General features: G+C 69.4%; 14 protein-coding genes. 3 read left to right on the plus strand and 11 right to left on the minus strand.

Features of this window, described 5'->3' with window-relative positions:
- Window positions 1-16: 16 nt before the first annotated feature.
- The 7 genes from L3Q67_RS14820 to L3Q67_RS14850 all read right to left on the minus strand — a co-directional run bounded on the left by L3Q67_RS14820 (window position 17) and on the right by L3Q67_RS14850 (window position 8440).
- A complete protein-coding gene (locus L3Q67_RS14820; RefSeq protein WP_499190047.1) occupies window positions 17-901 on the minus strand; it encodes a DUF2382 domain-containing protein in 885 nt (294 codons plus the stop codon).
- Window positions 902-1061: 160 nt separating this feature from the next.
- Window positions 1062-1607 (minus strand): gamma-glutamylcyclotransferase, encoded by a 546-nt coding sequence (locus L3Q67_RS14825; protein ID WP_499190048.1) that lies wholly within the window; start codon window positions 1605-1607, stop codon window positions 1062-1064.
- Between the two features lie 68 nt (window positions 1608-1675).
- On the minus strand, window positions 1676-2770 hold the full coding sequence (locus tag L3Q67_RS14830; RefSeq protein WP_499190049.1) for an S-(hydroxymethyl)mycothiol dehydrogenase: 1095 nt from the start codon (window positions 2768-2770) through the stop codon (window positions 1676-1678).
- 446 nt (window positions 2771-3216) lie between these two features.
- Window positions 3217-4476, minus strand: a complete 1260-nt coding sequence (locus tag L3Q67_RS14835) for a C39 family peptidase (RefSeq protein WP_499190050.1) — start codon at window positions 4474-4476, stop codon at window positions 3217-3219.
- 90 nt (window positions 4477-4566) lie between these two features.
- Complete coding sequence (locus L3Q67_RS14840) at window positions 4567-4950, minus strand: PaaI family thioesterase (protein WP_499190051.1); 384 nt, start codon at window positions 4948-4950, stop codon at window positions 4567-4569.
- A 4-nt stretch (window positions 4951-4954) separates the two neighbouring features.
- Entirely contained in the window at window positions 4955-6679 is a 1725-nt protein-coding gene (locus tag L3Q67_RS14845) for a metallophosphoesterase family protein (RefSeq protein ID WP_499190052.1), read from the minus strand.
- A 132-nt stretch (window positions 6680-6811) separates the two neighbouring features.
- A complete protein-coding gene (locus tag L3Q67_RS14850; protein ID WP_499190053.1) occupies window positions 6812-8440 on the minus strand; it encodes a long-chain fatty acid--CoA ligase in 1629 nt (542 codons plus the stop codon).
- Between the two features lie 512 nt (window positions 8441-8952).
- On the opposite strand from L3Q67_RS14850, the gene mihF reads away from it, so the two are divergent.
- Together mihF and L3Q67_RS14860 are read left to right on the plus strand one after the other, a co-directional pair.
- The gene (mihF, locus tag L3Q67_RS14855) at window positions 8953-9264 is read left to right on the plus strand and encodes an integration host factor, actinobacterial type (protein ID WP_499190054.1); all 312 of its coding nucleotides are present in this window, start codon (window positions 8953-8955) and stop codon (window positions 9262-9264) included.
- A gap of 173 nt (window positions 9265-9437) precedes the next feature.
- The gene (locus tag L3Q67_RS14860; RefSeq protein ID WP_499190055.1) at window positions 9438-10598 is read left to right on the plus strand and encodes an isochorismate synthase; all 1161 of its coding nucleotides are present in this window, start codon (window positions 9438-9440) and stop codon (window positions 10596-10598) included.
- 140 nt (window positions 10599-10738) lie between these two features.
- Here the strand turns inward: L3Q67_RS14860 and L3Q67_RS14865 are convergent, their stop codons facing one another.
- Window positions 10739-11743 carry a TetR/AcrR family transcriptional regulator C-terminal domain-containing protein gene (locus L3Q67_RS14865; protein ID WP_499190056.1) on the minus strand — a complete coding sequence of 335 codons (1005 nt, stop codon included), beginning with the start codon at window positions 11741-11743 and terminating at the stop codon, window positions 10739-10741.
- A gap of 113 nt (window positions 11744-11856) precedes the next feature.
- On the opposite strand from L3Q67_RS14865, the gene L3Q67_RS14870 reads away from it, so the two are divergent.
- The gene (locus tag L3Q67_RS14870) at window positions 11857-12978 is read left to right on the plus strand and encodes a C45 family peptidase (RefSeq protein WP_499190057.1); all 1122 of its coding nucleotides are present in this window, start codon (window positions 11857-11859) and stop codon (window positions 12976-12978) included.
- Window position 12979: 1 nt separating this feature from the next.
- On the opposite strand, the gene L3Q67_RS14875 is transcribed toward L3Q67_RS14870, so the two are convergent.
- The 3 genes from L3Q67_RS14875 to L3Q67_RS14885 are packed head-to-tail and all read right to left on the minus strand — an operon-like array spanning window position 12980 to window position 15482.
- On the minus strand, window positions 12980-13402 hold the full coding sequence (locus L3Q67_RS14875) for a peptidoglycan-binding domain-containing protein (RefSeq protein WP_499190058.1): 423 nt from the start codon (window positions 13400-13402) through the stop codon (window positions 12980-12982).
- Between the two features lie 53 nt (window positions 13403-13455).
- Entirely contained in the window at window positions 13456-14142 is a 687-nt protein-coding gene (locus L3Q67_RS14880; protein WP_499190059.1) for a 4'-phosphopantetheinyl transferase family protein, read from the minus strand.
- Entirely contained in the window at window positions 14139-15482 is a 1344-nt protein-coding gene (locus L3Q67_RS14885; protein ID WP_499190060.1) for a cation:dicarboxylase symporter family transporter, read from the minus strand. Before L3Q67_RS14885 ends, L3Q67_RS14880 begins: the two co-directional genes overlap by 4 nt.
- Between the last annotated feature and the right edge of the window lie 96 nt (window positions 15483-15578).

Raw genomic sequence — 15578 nt, forward strand, 5'->3', positions numbered from 1 at the left:
ACTCACGGCCGTTGGTTCACCGGTCCTTGCGGTCGCGGTCACGCAGCTTCGAGTCGTCGTCGATCTCGATCTGCTCCTTGCGGAGCTCGCCGGTGACGGTCTCGGTGTCGGTCACCCGCTCCTTGCCCATCCGCACCCGCTCCACCGGCACGGCTTCCTTGCGCACCACGGGCTTTTCGGCGTGCAGGATGACGTCCTGCTCCGCCTCGCCGATCCGGGCCTTGCCCGCCTCGCCGTCGGTGATCGGCTCGCGTTCGATGCGCACCTCTTCGTGGCTCACCGGCACGGAGACCTGCTGCTCCTCGGTGACCACGTACTTGCGCAACCGCACGCGTCCGCTCTCGACCTCTTCGGTGCCGACGTTGAACCGCTCCTCGGAACGGATCATGTCCTCGCCGTCGCGCTGCCGCTTGGCGTCACGGTGCTCGTGCTTGGCGGCGGTCGCTTCCTTGTCCTTGCCGGTCATCCCGGCGGTGCCTGCGGCTCCGGCGGTGCCCGCGGCCCCCGCCATGCCGCCCATTTCGGCCTTGTCGCGGCGCATGCTGTCGCGCTCGCGGTCCGCCCGGTCCTCGCCGGCGCGGTCACGCTGCATCGGCAAGCCGTAGTAGCGGTACAGTTCGCCACTTTCCTCGGGGGACAGATGGCCGTCCGCGTCGATCTGCGGGGCGTCGGCCACCTGGTCCTTGTCCACCTGGACGTGCAGGCCGTCGTTCGCCAGGTCCGCGCCGTTGAGCGGGACGAAGCTCTCGCGGTGGCCGAACAGCCCGGTTTTCACCGTCACCCACTCGGGTTGGTGGGTGTCGTCGGAGAGGTAGACCGTGCCCACCTTCCCGATCTTGCTTCCGGCCGGGTCGACCACGGGTGAGTCGATGAGATCCTGCGGGCGCATCGTGCCGGTCATGGCTACCGCATCCTTTCGCTTGCTGGATTAGTGCGGGTCTGCACTCACGATCATCCCGCCGTTGCACAGCTGCAACCGGCCGACACAAACGAGTGAATGACCGGCGGTGGAATCACAACAATGCGATTCACGAAATAGGGGAAATCCGTGAATGGGAGGTTTAATCGGTTTCGATGACCGTGACCTCGAGACCGTGCGACTCCGCCGTCTCCCCGGTCATGGCCCCGGCCTGGGCCTGTGCCACGTCGGCGATCCGCACCGGACTCCCGCCGATCAGCAACGGCAACCGGATCGGTGACGCCGCCACGTAGGCGAGGACGTCCGGTAAGGACGCGCCGTTCGTGAGGGTTACCTCGCCCGTGTGTACCCGCGCGAGGTGATACCGGTTTCCCCGGCCCTCGCAGACGTCCAGCACGCGCAGCTGCTCCGGCGTCGCCAGCCAGACCGCGTGCTCCTCGACCACGCCCGGCATGGCGGCCAGGGTGGCCGGGCGCTGGTCGTCGACCACCCGCCTGCCCGCGGCCCACACCGCGGCGAGGCCGGTGCACTTCGCCTGCAGCACGATCACCGCACCGGTGAGCCCGAGCGTGCGCCGCAACCAGGTGATCTTCGACGGGCAGGCGTTCGAGCCGTAGGCCAGTACCGGGATGCGCCCTTCGAGATCGGGCGGGTCCGGCACCTCGTACCCGGCGCCGTCGAGGTGCACGAAGGAACACCCCGGCCGGGCCCCCGGATACGGCTCGGCGGGGTAGTCCTCGTCGTCGAACAGCTTCCTCAGAAGGTCACCACGCTGCGCAGCACGTCACCGGAGTGCATCCGGGCGAACGCCTGCTCCACGCCGTCGAGCGGGATCCGCTCGGTGACGAACTTGTCCAGCGGCAGCCTGCCCTGCAGGTAGAGGTCCACCAGCAGGGGGAAGTCCCGCGACGGCAGGCAGTCGCCGTACCACGACGACTTCAGCGAGCCGCCGCGCGAGAAGAAGTCGATCAGCGGCATCTCCAGCCGCATGTCCGGGGTCGGCACGCCCACCAGCACCACGGTGCCCGCCAGGTCGCGTGCGTAGAACGCCTCGCGCCAGGTCTCCGGGCGGCCGACCGCGTCGATCACCACGTCCGCGCCGAAGGAGCCGGTCAATTCCTGGATGGCCTCGACGACCTCGTCCTCGGACTTGCCCGCGGCGTTGAACGTGTGCGTGGCGCCGAAGTCCTTGGCCCAGGTGAGTTTGCGCTCGTCGGTGTCCACCGCGATGATCCGGTCCGCCCCGGCGAGCCGGGACCCGGCCACCGCCGCGGCACCCACGCCACCGCAGCCGATCACCGCCACCGAGTCGCCGCGGCCCACCGCGCCGGTGTTGATCGCCGCGCCGATGCCCGCCATCACCCCGCAGCCGAGCAGCCCGGCCACCGCGGGCTCGGCCTCGCGGCTGACCTTCGTGCATTGTCCACTGTGGACCAGCGTCTTCTCGAGGAAGGCGCCGATGCCCAGCGCCGCGCTCAGCTTCGTGCCGTCGGCGAGCGTCATCGGCTGCTGGGCGTTGTGCGTGGAGAAGCAGTACCACGGCCGCCCGCGCTTGCAGGCGCGGCAGGTGCCGCAGACCGCGCGCCAGTTCAGGATGACGAAGTCGCCCGGCTCCAGGTCGGTGACGCCGGCGCCGACCTGCTCGACCACCCCGGCGGCCTCGTGACCGAGCAGGAACGGGAACTCGTCGTTGATCCCGCCCTCGCGGTAGTGCAGGTCGGTGTGGCAGACCCCGCAGGCCTGCACCGAGACCACCGCCTCACCCGGACCGGGGTCGGGCACGAGCACCGTCTCCAGCGAGACCGGCTCGCCCTTCACCCGCGAAACCACGCCCTGGACTTCGTACGGCATGCGACCACCTTCCGCGTTCGGGTCAGTCACCCGAACTCTGCCACGCCACATGCACCCATCGCGACATCCGCATGACCCCGACCCGACGGAATCCGGCCGCCGCGAGCTGCCCTGAATGCTATGAGTGGGGCATTACTAGCGTTGAACGCAAGTAATGCCCCACTCATAGCATTGGCGGGGGCTCGGATGGGGCGGCGAGTGTGGGGTTCGGCTGCCTGAGTGCGGGGTTCGGCTTCCTGAGTGTGGGACTCGCCCGGGACGAGGGGATCCGGGTGAGTCCCACGTTCCCGCAGCCGAACTCCACACTCAGGCATCCGAACCCCACGTTCAGGACGTCGAACCCCACGCTCGGGACCTCAAGCCAGCCACGGTGGAAGGGCTCCACCCATGCCGTGAATGTGGCTTTCACGGCACCTGTCCCGACCCCCCACGCATGGTGGGGTGGGTTACTTGGGTGGGGTGATCAGGTAGACGACGCCGCCTGGGCCGGAGGCGACGTTGCCCGAGGCGGTGTACCGCTTCGTGCGTTGCCAGATCTTCTCGAACTGGTCCCGCTTGTACACGTTGCGCACGGTGTCGTTGCTGTTCGTCGCCGGGTCGTTGACGATGACGTCACCCTCGGCGGTGAAGCCGACCACCACGAAGATGTGCCCGGCGGTGCCGTACCCGGCGCCGTCCAGTTCGTCGGCCAGGAACGACTGCGAGGTGATCACCGGGATGCCCTTGGCGATGTAGGACTCCAGCTCGTTCAGCGAGTGCAGCCGGGTGATGTGCCCCTTGAGCCCGAGCGAAGCCGCGTACGCGGTGTTGAACGGCCAGTTGCCGGTGCCCTCGTACGAGTAGTCGTAGGTGAAGCGGGCGCCGTGCGCGACGGTCGGGTCCACGTAGTCCGCGGGCAGCCACGACATGTCCGCGGCGCTCGGCTTGCGGCCCCAGAACTCGGTGACCATCGCGGTCGAGGTCGGGCTGCACCAGCTCTGCCCGCCGCCGCCGAACTCCGGGTACTTGCCCTTGTGCAGGTTCTGCGCGTGCCGTGGCACCGCCAGCTCGATCCCGGTGGCCACGCCCGGTTCGGTCGGCTCCACCTCGAACCGTGCCGGCACGTTCGACGCCATCGCGCCGAGCGAGCTGACCGTCGGGGTGGCCGCGCTGCCCGCTTCCCGGTAGAGCGTGGCGCGCACCTGGTACGAGCTGAGCGTGACGCCGTCGTTGGCGACCAGGGTGTCCACGCTGACCGAGGCGTGCGCGTCGGACTGGCCGTCGACCGTGGTCCGGTGGATGTCCTGGTCGCCGGAGGCCCACTGGCCGAGGATGTACCAGGCGGTGTTCTCCCCGGTGGCCGTGGTGGCCTTGACCTCGACCTGCAGCCAGGTCTTCGCCGGGGTGAGCGCGTTCCACGAGGCGATCAGCTCGGTGGCGTCGAAGCCGTGCCGGTAGTCGGGCGAGGTCCAGCGGCCGTACTCGTAGGTGCGCGTGGTGCCCAGTGCCGGTTCGGTGCGCTCGATCGTGCCGACCGGGCGGGTCAGCCGCAGCCCGCCGGGGCCCAGCGCCACGCCGTCGAGCGTGCCCGCGCGGAAGTCCCTGGTCGACGCCCACTCGTGGTAGTCGATCGCCTCGTCCTGCATCGGTGGCGCGGCGCTCGCCGGGGCGGCGGTCGTGGCCAGCAGGCCGACCGAGAGCAACGACAGCAACAGACGTCCACGCATGCTTTTCACACCCTCCAGAACCGGACTCCCCGGGTGTCAGAGATTTTCACCGGTCGGCCAGCTGGTGTAAACCACTTGCCGGGTGCAGGTTCATAACACCGCCTGGGTCTGCGTGACCTTGGCGATCAGCTTCTCCGCGCCGTCGTGCACCTCGGTCTCCACGACGATCACCCGCCGCCCGGCGTGCAGCGGCTTCGACGTGGCCACCACGTGCCCTTCGCGGACCGCGCGCAGGAAGTTCGTCTTCGACTCGATCGTGGTGGTGCCCTGCGCGCCCTCGGGCAGGTTGAGGAAGGCGCAGACGGCACCGGTGGTGTCGGCCAGCGACATCAGCAGCCCGCCGTGCAGCCCACCCCCGGTGTTGGTCAGGTCCGCCGACCAGTCGATCCGGCCGCGCACCCGCTCCGCCGTCGCCTCGGTGATGTCGACGCCGAGGCGTTCGGCGAACGGGATCAGCTTCGAGAAGTCGGTCATCCGCTCAAGCTAGCGGGTTCACCAGCAGCAGTTCGGTGTTCCGGTCGGCGGACCGGCCCAGGCGGATCGGATCGGCGTGGATGTCGTTGTACGACAGCTCGCGGTACAGGGATGCAAGCGCTTGCGCCGAGGTGTCGCCGTAGTCGGCGGCGTAGGGCGCGTCGGCTTCGACCAGCGTGGTGAACAGCGAGAGCGTGCCGTCGCCGTTGTCGGCCACCTCGACGATCCGCGCCTGCTGCGGGAAGTCGATGTGCGAGGCGGTGTTGATCTCCCAGAAGCTCTGGGCGGGCGTGGCGCCGGCGTGCGCGACGATCCCGTTGAGGTGGGTGTGGCCGTTGACCCAGGCGAGCACGTTGGGAAAACGCTTGAGCAGGCCGACGAAGGTGTCGCCGTTCAGCCGCGGCTCCAGCGGGTGCCGCGAGTCGGGCAGGATGTTGCCCATCGTGTCGCTGGTGTGGTGGCTGAACAGCACGAACAGCTCGTCGGTGACCTGCTGGGTGACCTTGTTGCCCCAGAAGTCGTAGTACTTCGAGCTGCCGCGCCGCAGCGTCTTCTCCACCCAGAGGTACTGGCCGAGGCCGATCGAGCCGTCGGCGAGCCCGGCCAGCGTGGTGGTGTCCAGGCTGATCCCGGTCAGGCCGGGCGCGATGCGGAAGGTGTAGTAGACGTCGCGGCCGTCGGCGTTGTCGCCGGTGAAACCGTGGCCGACCGGCCCTGGGCCGGTGTTCGAGGCGTCGAGGTGGGCCTGCACGAACTCGGCGGTGGAGAAGGTGCGGCGGCGCTCGTCCGGGGTGACCTCGCGGATCGTGCCGGAACCGCCGAAGAGCTGCGCCACCGCCACTCCGCCGCGCTCCAAGGAGTCGGCGAGCTTCTTGGCTTCGCTCTCGTCCTTGCCGATGACCTTGTACCGGCCGGTGTACCAGTGGTCGATGCCGGGGATGTTCGCCGGCAGGCTGCCGACCGGGGTGTTGTCGTGGTTGCCGAAGGTGCACAGCCACGGGATGTCCAGGCCGGGGGAGTCGTACCGCGCGATGGCCGCGTCGAGCAGGCCGGGCAGCTGCGGGAAGCCCTTCCGGGTGTACGCGTCGTCCAGCGGCTTGCCGGGGTTCCAGTACAGCGGCGCGCCCGAGTCCTGCACGCCCTCGTAGCGGGCCGGATCGCCGGTGTTGGGGGTGACCGTGCCGCCGTTGAGCGTGTCGAGGAACCACTCCAGCTCGATCTGCTCGTGGTTGTCGGTGTTGTCGCCGGTGGTCATCATGAAGTCGAACCCGCGCCCGGTGAACGGACCGCCGGGCAGGCCGTTGACCCGGCGCAGCAGCGACGTGGTGGCGGCGGGCCCGAGCGCCTCCTGCGGGCGGTGGGCCGAGCCGGTGAACGGGTGCAGGTACTCGAACCGCGCCGGGCTCTGGACGTCGGTGATGTGCATGTCGGTGAACTGCACGAAGGACGCCCTGGCGGTGCGCCGGTCGTCGCGGCCGGACTTCGCCGCGGTGATGTCCTCGCGCACCACCAGCGGCCAGCCGGGACTCGCGGTGAGCCTGCTGTACGCCGGACCGGGCGTGACCGGGGTGGCGACGGCCTCGAGCGTGGTGCCCGCCGTGCTCACCGCCCGCGCGGCGCTGTAGCCCATCGCGCGGTCGATGGCCGAGGCCATCGGGGTGCTCAGCAGCAGTCCGGCACCCGTGGCCCCGGCCGCCGTGACGAATCCCCGCCTGCTCAGTCCGCTCATGCGGTCACTCCCCAGTCATCCGGTGGTCACGTGCACGCTGGCGCACGACGTTAACCACCGGATGAACCCCGGGGAAGCCGAACGCGAATAATTGTCACGTTCGGCGTAGTCCGTTCGTCGCTTACAACCGGCTCACAACTGGGAGACGTCGAGCTTGCCCTCGGTGTGGAAGGCCCGCAGCCGCTTCTTGTCGAACTTGCCGACGCTGGTCTTGGGCACCTCCTCGATGAAGGTCCAGTTCTCCGGCAGCTGCCACTTGGCCACCTTGCCCGCCAGGAACTCGCGCAGCTCCTCGGCGGTGACCGTCTGGCCCTCACGCAGCACCACGGCCACCAGCGGCCGCTCGTCCCACTTCTCGTCCGGCACGCCGATCACCGCGGCCTCAGCCACCGCCGGGTGCGACATCACCGTGTTCTCCAGGTCCACCGACGAGATCCACTCGCCGCCGGACTTGATCACGTCCTTGGCGCGGTCGGTCAGCGTCAGGAAGCCGTCCGGGGTGATCCGGCCGACGTCACCGGTGCGCAGCCAGCCGTCGTGGAACTTCTCCGGATCGACCTCGGCGCCGCCGTGGTAGGCCGCCGCGATCCAGGGCCCCCGCACCTCCAGCTCGCCGACCGCCTTGTCGTCCCAGGGCAGCACCTCGCCGTTGTCGCCGATCAGCCGCGCCTGCACCGAGGCGGGGAAGCGGCCCTGCGTGTAGCGGTAGCGCCAGCGCTCGTCGCCGGTCGCGGACTCCGGCGGGCGCGCCACGCTGCCCAGCGGGGAGGTCTCGGTCATGCCCCAGGCGTGCAGGACCGGCACGTCGTAGCGCTCCTCGAAGGCGTGCATCAGCGACGGCGGCGCCGCCGAGCCGCCGACGACCACCTCGCGCAGGTGCGAGATGTCCTGCGGCTTGGCGTCCAGGTACTGCAGCAGGCCCTGCCAGATCGTCGGCACGGCGGCGGCGAAGGTCGGCTTCTCGGCGGCGAGCAGCTGCGCGATCGGCTCCGGCTGGAGGAAGCGGTCCGGCATCACCAGCGTGGCGCCGACCATCAGCGAGGCGTAGGGCAGGCCCCACGACATCGCGTGGAACATCGGCACGATGGCCAGCGCCGAATCGGACTGTGCCAGCCGCATCGAGTCCGACATGCAGACCTGCATGGAGTGCAGCCAGATCGAGCGGTGGGAGTAGACCACGCCCTTGGGGTCACCCGTGGTGCCGGAGGTGTAACACATCGCGGCGGCCGACCGCTCGTCCACTTCCGGCCAGTCGAACTCGCTGGACTGCTCGGCGAGGAGGTCGGCGTACGAATGGACCTGCACGCCGTCCGGTGCTTCGAGCCTCGAAGCGTCACCGTTGGCGACGAGCACGTGCCGCACGGTCTTCATCTGCGGCAGCTGCTTGGCGAACAGCGGCACCAGCGTGCCGTCCACGATCACCACGTGGTCTTCGGCGTGGTTCGCCACGAAGACCAGCTGCTCCGGGAACAGCCGGATGTTGAGCGTGTGCAGCACCGCGCCCATGGCGGGCACGGCCAGGTAGGCGGCCAGGTGCTCGGCGTTGTTCCACATGAAGGTGCCGACGCGCTGGTCGCCGGTTACCCCGAGGCTGCGCAGCGCGTTCGCCAGGCGCGCGGCGTGCGCGCCGAGCTCGCCGTAGGTCTCCCGGCGGGACTCTGTACCGGTCCAGGTGCGGACTTCGCTCTTGGCGTGCACGCTGCTGCCGTGGCGCAGCAATTTGCCGAGCGAAAGTTGCCCATCCTGCATCGTGCTCAACATCGACGTCTCCCGATCGGTGCTCCGGTGGACCAAACCTGGGGCCGACTCTAAACCGAGTAGAGCCGATCGGGCAGTGTCGCGAGGCCGTCCGGGACCGGCTGTGGCCGAGTTGTGAACGGTCCTTCGGACGAGTGACGCCGCAGCCGTCGCACCGTGCGCGTACTTGTCCGCGGAATTACCGGCATTTCTTTGGTGGCAACAAAATCGCCGGTCCGGAAAATCGGTTACCGGATCTCGCGGTGATCACCCTGGCGATGGGCGGCGCGGATGATCTCGCTCCCAACCGGACAGTGGGACGGGGTGTTTTCGCAGGCCGGAGCGGGGGATGTGGGGTTGCCCGGACGGGCAAGGACGGGTACTAAGTGCGTGTCGGTTGCACAAGGGTGGGCCTCGTGGCGTTTACTGGGCCGGTGGTACGAGGTGGCCTGGCCAGCGCATGAGGCAAAGCGTGCGTCGAGACTTCCGGCCACCGCCGCGTCAAGCGGACACCTGAGAAGGAAAGGACTAATACGTTGGCTCTGCCTACGTTGACGCCGGAGCAGCGTGCCGATGCCCTCGCCAAGGCGGCCGAGGCTCGCAAGGCCCGCTCCGAGCTGCTTGCTTCGATCAAGTCCGGCAAGGAGAGCATCGACAAGGTGCTGCTCCGCGCCAAGGAGGACAAGACCATTGGCAAGACCAAGGTCACGCAGCTGCTGAAGGCCGTGCCCGGACTGGGCGCGGTCAAGGTCGCCGCTCTGCTCGAGCAGGCGAAGATCCCGGAGGACCGGCGCGCCGCCGGGCTGGGCGATGTCCAGCGTCAGGCGCTGATCGACGCGCTGAAGTAGTTCGCGCAGCTCACCAGGCGTGCGAGACCGGTGACGGGCAGTCCGTCACCGGTCTTCGCGCACGTCCAGGTGGTGCTCTTGCTCACTTAACCCCGACCGGCCACGGACAAACCGAGGTGGCAGGCGGAAACTCGGAGGTGGACGCGGAGAGGCCGCCGAGAGGGAGTGAGCCGATGACGGCTACGGCGCACGAAGGTGCACGGGTGGCGGACCTGCTGGACGGCTACGCCGCCGGCGACTTCTTCTTCGGCACCGAGCGCCGCACCCTGCTGGGTTCCGGAGTGGACGGTGTGCTGTCCGAACGGGACCCGGTGGCACTGGCCGAACGGGTGCGTGAGGCGCTGGCCGACCCCGATGTGCCACTGGCGGCGGGCATCCTGCCGTTCGACACCGGCCCGGACGCGACTTCCCCCGGGCACATCCTGCTCCCCCGCGAGGTCCGGATCAGCGGACCCGCGCACCCCGCCGCGGCGTCCCTCCCGCAGACCGGAATCGGCGTCCCGCGTTCGATGCGCGCGGTGCCCGAACCGGCTGAGCACGTGGCCGCCGTGGCTCGCGCGGTGGAAATGTTGCGTGACGAACGGTTGCGCAAAGTCGTCCTGGCCCGGGTGCTCGACCTCGAATTCGACGAGCCGATCCGGCCCGAAGCGATCCTGCGGAACCTCGTGCGGGGTAACCCAGCTGGGTTCACCTTCGCCGCACCGTTGCCGGGTGGCTCGACCTTCGTTGGTGCGACACCGGAACTACTTCTGTCACGTTACGGCGATCGCGTCTTCTCGCACCCGCACGCCGGATCCGCGCCGCGCTCGGCCGATCCCCGCATCGACGCGGAGAACGCGCGGCGGCTCGCGGAGTCCGCAAAGGACCGTCGGGAACACGCCGTGGTGATCGAGGACATGGTGGAGGTGCTGCGGCCGTTCTGCACGCGGTTGCGCGTGGCACCGACGGAAGTCGTTGGCACACCGACGATGTGGCACCTCGGCACCACGGTCACCGGACGGCTCACCGATCCGTCCATCACCGCGCTGCGCCTCGCGGCCGCGCTGCACCCGACCCCGGCGGTCTGCGGCACCCCGACGGAGGCGGCGCGGCGCGTGCTGGGGGAACTGGAACCGTTCGACCGCGGGTACTACGCGGGCGCGGTCGGCTGGGTGGACGCCGCGGGCGACGGGGAATGGGCGGTGGCGATCCGGAGCGCGGAAGCCGCCGAACGCTCACTGCGCCTGTACGCCGGCGGCGGCATAGTCGCCGACTCGGACCCGGAAGCCGAACTCGCCGAAACCACCGCGAAGTTCGAAACCGTCCTGCGCGCCATGGGCCTCGGCCACCCCTGACCCGAAGCCCTTCCGAATGCTATGAGTGGGGCATTACTAGCGTTCATTGCAAGTAATGCCCCACTCATAGCATTGACCCAGGGCCCCGGGCGACGGGAGGGCGGATCCGCCCCCAAAGCCACATTTGTGTCCCGGTGGCTTCATCGAGTGTGGAAGTCGGCTGCGGGAGTGTGGGACTCGGCTTCCTGAGTGTGGGACTCGGCTGCGGGAGTGTGGGGTTCGGCTTCCTGGGTGTGGGACTCGCCCGGGAGGGGGTGGGGGAGTGCGGTGGCCAGGCCGTCCAGGTGGCGGGTGAGGGCGTGCTCGAAGAGGCCGTCCAGGTCGGCGACGACGCCGTGCGGAATGGTTGCCAGCAAAGGGAAAGCGCCGCTGCGCAGCAGTTCGCCGGTCCGGTGTTCGCGGGCCAGCCACCACAGGTCGAACGTTTCGCCGGTGTCCTGCTCGGCTTCGATCTCGGCGGCCAGTGACATCGCCGTGGTCATCACCAGCGCGGGCAGGATGATCGCCTCCCGTGCCTTGGTCGCCGCGGACAGGCCGAGGCCGTCCAGCGCGCGCAGGGTCCATTCCATGTGCGCCATGGCGTTCGGCAGCAGCTGCGGCCGGGTGAACGAGATGACCCCGGGCAGCCAGTGGTGCCGCTGCGTGAGCTGCCACAGCTGGCGCGAGACCAGTTCCAGCTTGGCGCGCCAGCCGTCCGGCCCTGGATCGGGCAGGTCCTGTTCGCCGAACACGGCGTCGGCCATCTCGGCCACCAGTTCGTCCTTGCCGCTCACCTGCCGGTACAGCGACATCGGGCCCACGCCCAGTTCGGTCGCGAGCCGTCGCATGGACACCGCGTCCAGGCCCTCGGTGTCGGCTATCCGGATGGCGGTGCGGACGAGCCGTTCCCGGCCCGGCACCGGTTCGCCGCTTTCCCGGCGTCGCTGACCCGCGCGGGCGCTGACCACCGTGCCGGAGCCGACCCTGGTTTCGAGCAGTCCGGCGTCGCGCAGGATGGCCATCGCCTTGGTGGCGGTCGCGACGGCCACGCCCCAGTCCTCGGCGACCCGGCGGATGGACGGCATCCGATCACCCGCGCGCAGCTCACCGGCGGCGATGCGGGCTTGGACCGAGCTGACGATCCGACGGTACGGCGGGTCCGGCATACCCCGATTGTACTAGTTCACTAGGCCGGATTACTAGCACAGAGTCTGAGAGAAAGCCATGAATAACAACAAAAACAGTCGAGAGGCAGTACATCGCCAATACGGTGTATCTCATGAGTGAGATCGTGGCCGGCGGATCCGGCGAATTCATGACCGTGCGGCACCTGCGGGTGTCCGGCAGCCAGGCCGAGATCGGCCGGGCGCTCGCCGAAGAGGCCAAGACGCACCACGGCTGGCAGCCGCTGCCCGCCGACCCGACGATCAGCCGCGCCCGCCGGGCGTGGTTCGAACGCCACTGGCCGCAGCACCACGCGCGCATGGCCGGTGCCGCCGAGGTGGCCGGTGTGGCGCCGGACGACGAGCGGGTGCACCTGGACTCGCTCGGCGGGGTGCCGCTCGGCTCGGGCTGCTCGGCCAGCTGGTGCGCGCCGTCCGCCACCACCAACGGGCTCGTCGGGCGCAACTACGACTTCTTCACCGTCGGCTGGGAGACGATGTTCGCGCTGATGTCCGGCGGCGAGACCCCGGAGGACGAGCCGCCCGCCGCTGCACGCCCGTACGTGGTCACCAGCGTGCCCGACGACGGGCCCGCCGTGACCTTCGTGACGATGAGCGAGCTGGACTGCGCGATGGACGGCATCAACGAGCACGGCCTCGCCGTGGTGCTCCTGATCGCCGACGCGGAAAACGCGGGTGCGCCCGTGCCCGCCGGGCCGCAGGTCGGGCTCAGCCCGGCGCAGCTGCCCCGGTTCCTGCTGGACACCTGCGAGAACGTCGAGCAGGCCAAGGCGGCGCTGCTCGGCGCCAAGCAGTACGACCTCGGCGTGCCGCTGCACTACCTGATCGCGGACCCGTCCGGCCGGGCCTTCGTCTGGGAGCACGCGCACGGCGGCGTCGAGCACATCGTCGAGCCGGACGGCGACGCCCTGTGCGTGACGAACCACCTGCTCCACCGCCCCGCCGACTCGTCACGGGACGGTGAGGAGACCATGTTCACCCACGACCGCCTCGACCGGCTGGACAAGCGGACGAAGTCGGGCCCGATGTCGCCGTCCCTGCTCCGCGACGCCCTCGACGAGGTGCGGTTCACGCCGGGGGCCTACCCGCTGCGCACCCTGTGGCGCACCGTGTTCGACCTGGGGGAGCGGAGCATGTCCACCCACTTCTACCTGGGCGACACCGCGGACGGTGAGTCCCGGTACAGCCCGGAGCTCACCTTCCAGCCGGCGCGGTAGCTCAGACGTCCTTGGCGCACTTGCCGTTCGGCTGGCCGTTCGAACCGATGACCGGCCAGCCGAGTACGCCGCGGGTCACCGGGCCGTAGATGCCGTCGTCGTCCACACCGGCGTTGGCCTGCGCGTGGGCCAGCGCCTTCTTGGTCATGGTGCCGAAGTCGCCGTCGGCGCTGATGTTCGCCTTCTGGTTGCACCACTTGAGCGCCTGCTGGAGCGGGACCACGGCGGAGCCGGAGTCGCCGTACGCGAGCTGGCAGTTCCGGCCGGCGGAGGTGTGCGCGGGCTGGCGGAAGTAACCGCCGGTGACCGTGAGCTTCTTGACCGTGTTGCACGTGCTCACCGCGGCCGGTGCCGCCGAAGCGGCAGCCGGGGCGAGGCCGAAAGCCGTGGCGAGTACCGCGATGGTGACCAGGGTCCGTCGCATGATTGCTCCCTTCGTTCGCCGAACATGCTCGCCACGCCGCTTTCACCGTGCTTTCAGGCTGGCCAGACCGACTCGGTCACCTTGATCTCGTCGGTGGTCAGGATCGCCACGGCGGCCCGGTAGCCGGGGCCCGGGTGCAGGTCGGCCATCCGCGTGCCGTCCGGCGTCAAAGCCGCGTCGCCGGAGTGGAGCAGGCGGGCGGGTTCGCCGAACGGGGAAAGGGTCAGCGCCTGCAGCGGGATCTTCAGGCCACGTCCGGTCGCCTTCATCAAGGCTTCCTTGCGCGTCCAGTAGGTGAAGAAGGCCTCCGTCCGCTCCGGCGCGGAGAGACCGTTCAGAGCCGCTCGCTCATCGGCGTTCAGGGCGTATTCGATGAGCGAGTCGTCGGCGCGCCGGGTGGCGGTTTCCACGTCCAGGCCGAGCGGCGCCTCCGCGACCGCCAGGCCGATCCAGTCGCCCGAGTGGGAGATGGAGAACCGGAAATCCGCGCCCGGCACCCGGGGCGGGCCGTGGGGCTTGCCGCAGTCCTCGCAGGTCGCGTCCAGCTCGATCGAGCCGGGGGAGCGGCCCAGCCGCTCCCCGGAGACCGTTTTCGCCAGCACGCGCCCGGTCAGGAAGCGCAGTTTGTCCTCGTCCTTGCGGTACGCCTGGTACCGGTCGACCTCTTCGGGGGCCAGCAGCGCCAGCCGGTCCGCGGTGGCGGGCAGCGGCGCCGCCCACCAGACCGTGCAGTCGATCACGAACTCTCCTTGGTCGCCACGGGATGGGTGTCCTCTTCATGTTCGTCGAGCAGCGTCGCCTCGTCGAACGGCCGGTGCCCGGCGAGCACCTCGTGCACCTGCTCCCGGTCGATCTCGCTGGTCCAGGTGCCGATCAGCACGGTGGCCACCGCGTTGCCGGCGAAGTTGGTCAGCGCCCGCGCCTCGGACATGAACCGGTCGATGCCGACGATGAAGCCGACCCCGTCGACCAGTTCCGGCCGGTGCGAGGACAACCCGCCCGCCAGCGTGGCCAGCCCGGCGCCGGTCACCCCGGCGGCGCCCTTGGACGCGATGATCATGAACACCAGCAGCGAGATCTGCTCACCGACCGACAGCGGCGCGTTGAGCGCTTCGGCGATGAACAGCGAGGCCATGGTCAGGTAGATCGCGGTGCCGTCGAGGTTGAACGAGTACCCCGTCGGCACGGTGATGCCGACCACCGGCTTGCTGACGCCCAGGTGCTCCATCTTCGCGATGAGCCGCGGCAGCGCCGATTCCGACGACGAGGTGGACAGGATCAGCAGGAACTCGCGGCCGAGGTAGCGCAGCAGGGAGAACAGGTTGATCTTCGCGATCAGCCAGGTCATCAGCGCCAGCACCACGAAGACGAAGATCGCGCAGGTCAGGTAGAAGCCGATCATGATGACGGCCAGGCTGCGCAGGGCCGCCCAGCCGGTCTCGCCGACCACCGCGGCGATCGCGCCGAACGCGCCGACCGGTGCCGCCCACATGATCATCGCCAGGATGCGGAACACCAGCCGCTGGATGTGCTCGACCCCGCGCCGGATCGGCTCACCCTTCGAGCCCAGCTTCTGCAGCGCGAACCCGGCGAGCAGCGCGACCAGCAGGGTCTGCAGCACCTCGCCCTCGGTGAACGCCGAGACCAGCGTGGCCGGGATGATGCCGAGCAGGAACTCGGTGGTCGACTCGCTCTCCTTGACCTGGCTCTGGCCGGACTTCGCGATCGAGTCGGTCAGGTTCAGCCCGTCACCGGGGTGCAGGATGTTGCCGACCACCAGGCCGATCACCAGCGCCACGGTGGACATCACCAGGAAGTAGCCGATGGCCAGGCCGCCGACCTTGCCCACCTTCGCGGCCCTGGTCACCGAGCCGACGCCGAGCACGATGGTGCAGAAGATGATCGGCGAGATCATCATCTTGATCAGGTTCACGAACCCGGTGCCGAGCGGCTTGAGTTCCTTGGCCAGCCCCGGGGCGACGAAGCCGACCACGCAGCCGAGGAGCACCGCGGCGATCACCGCGATGTACAGGTAGTGCGTCCGGTCGCGACGGCGCGTCTGCGGCGGTTCGGTCGCCATTGGCTCTCCTTGCCCGGGCCTGGTGATCAGTTTTCCGCGGGAAACCTACGGCAACACCTGGTCTTCGTACAGCTGAGTGCTACCGTCGACTAAGCA

The sequence above is a fragment of the Saccharothrix sp. AJ9571 genome (assembly GCF_021725495.1).
GTDB lineage: Bacteria > Actinomycetota > Actinomycetes > Mycobacteriales > Pseudonocardiaceae > Amycolatopsis > Amycolatopsis magusensis.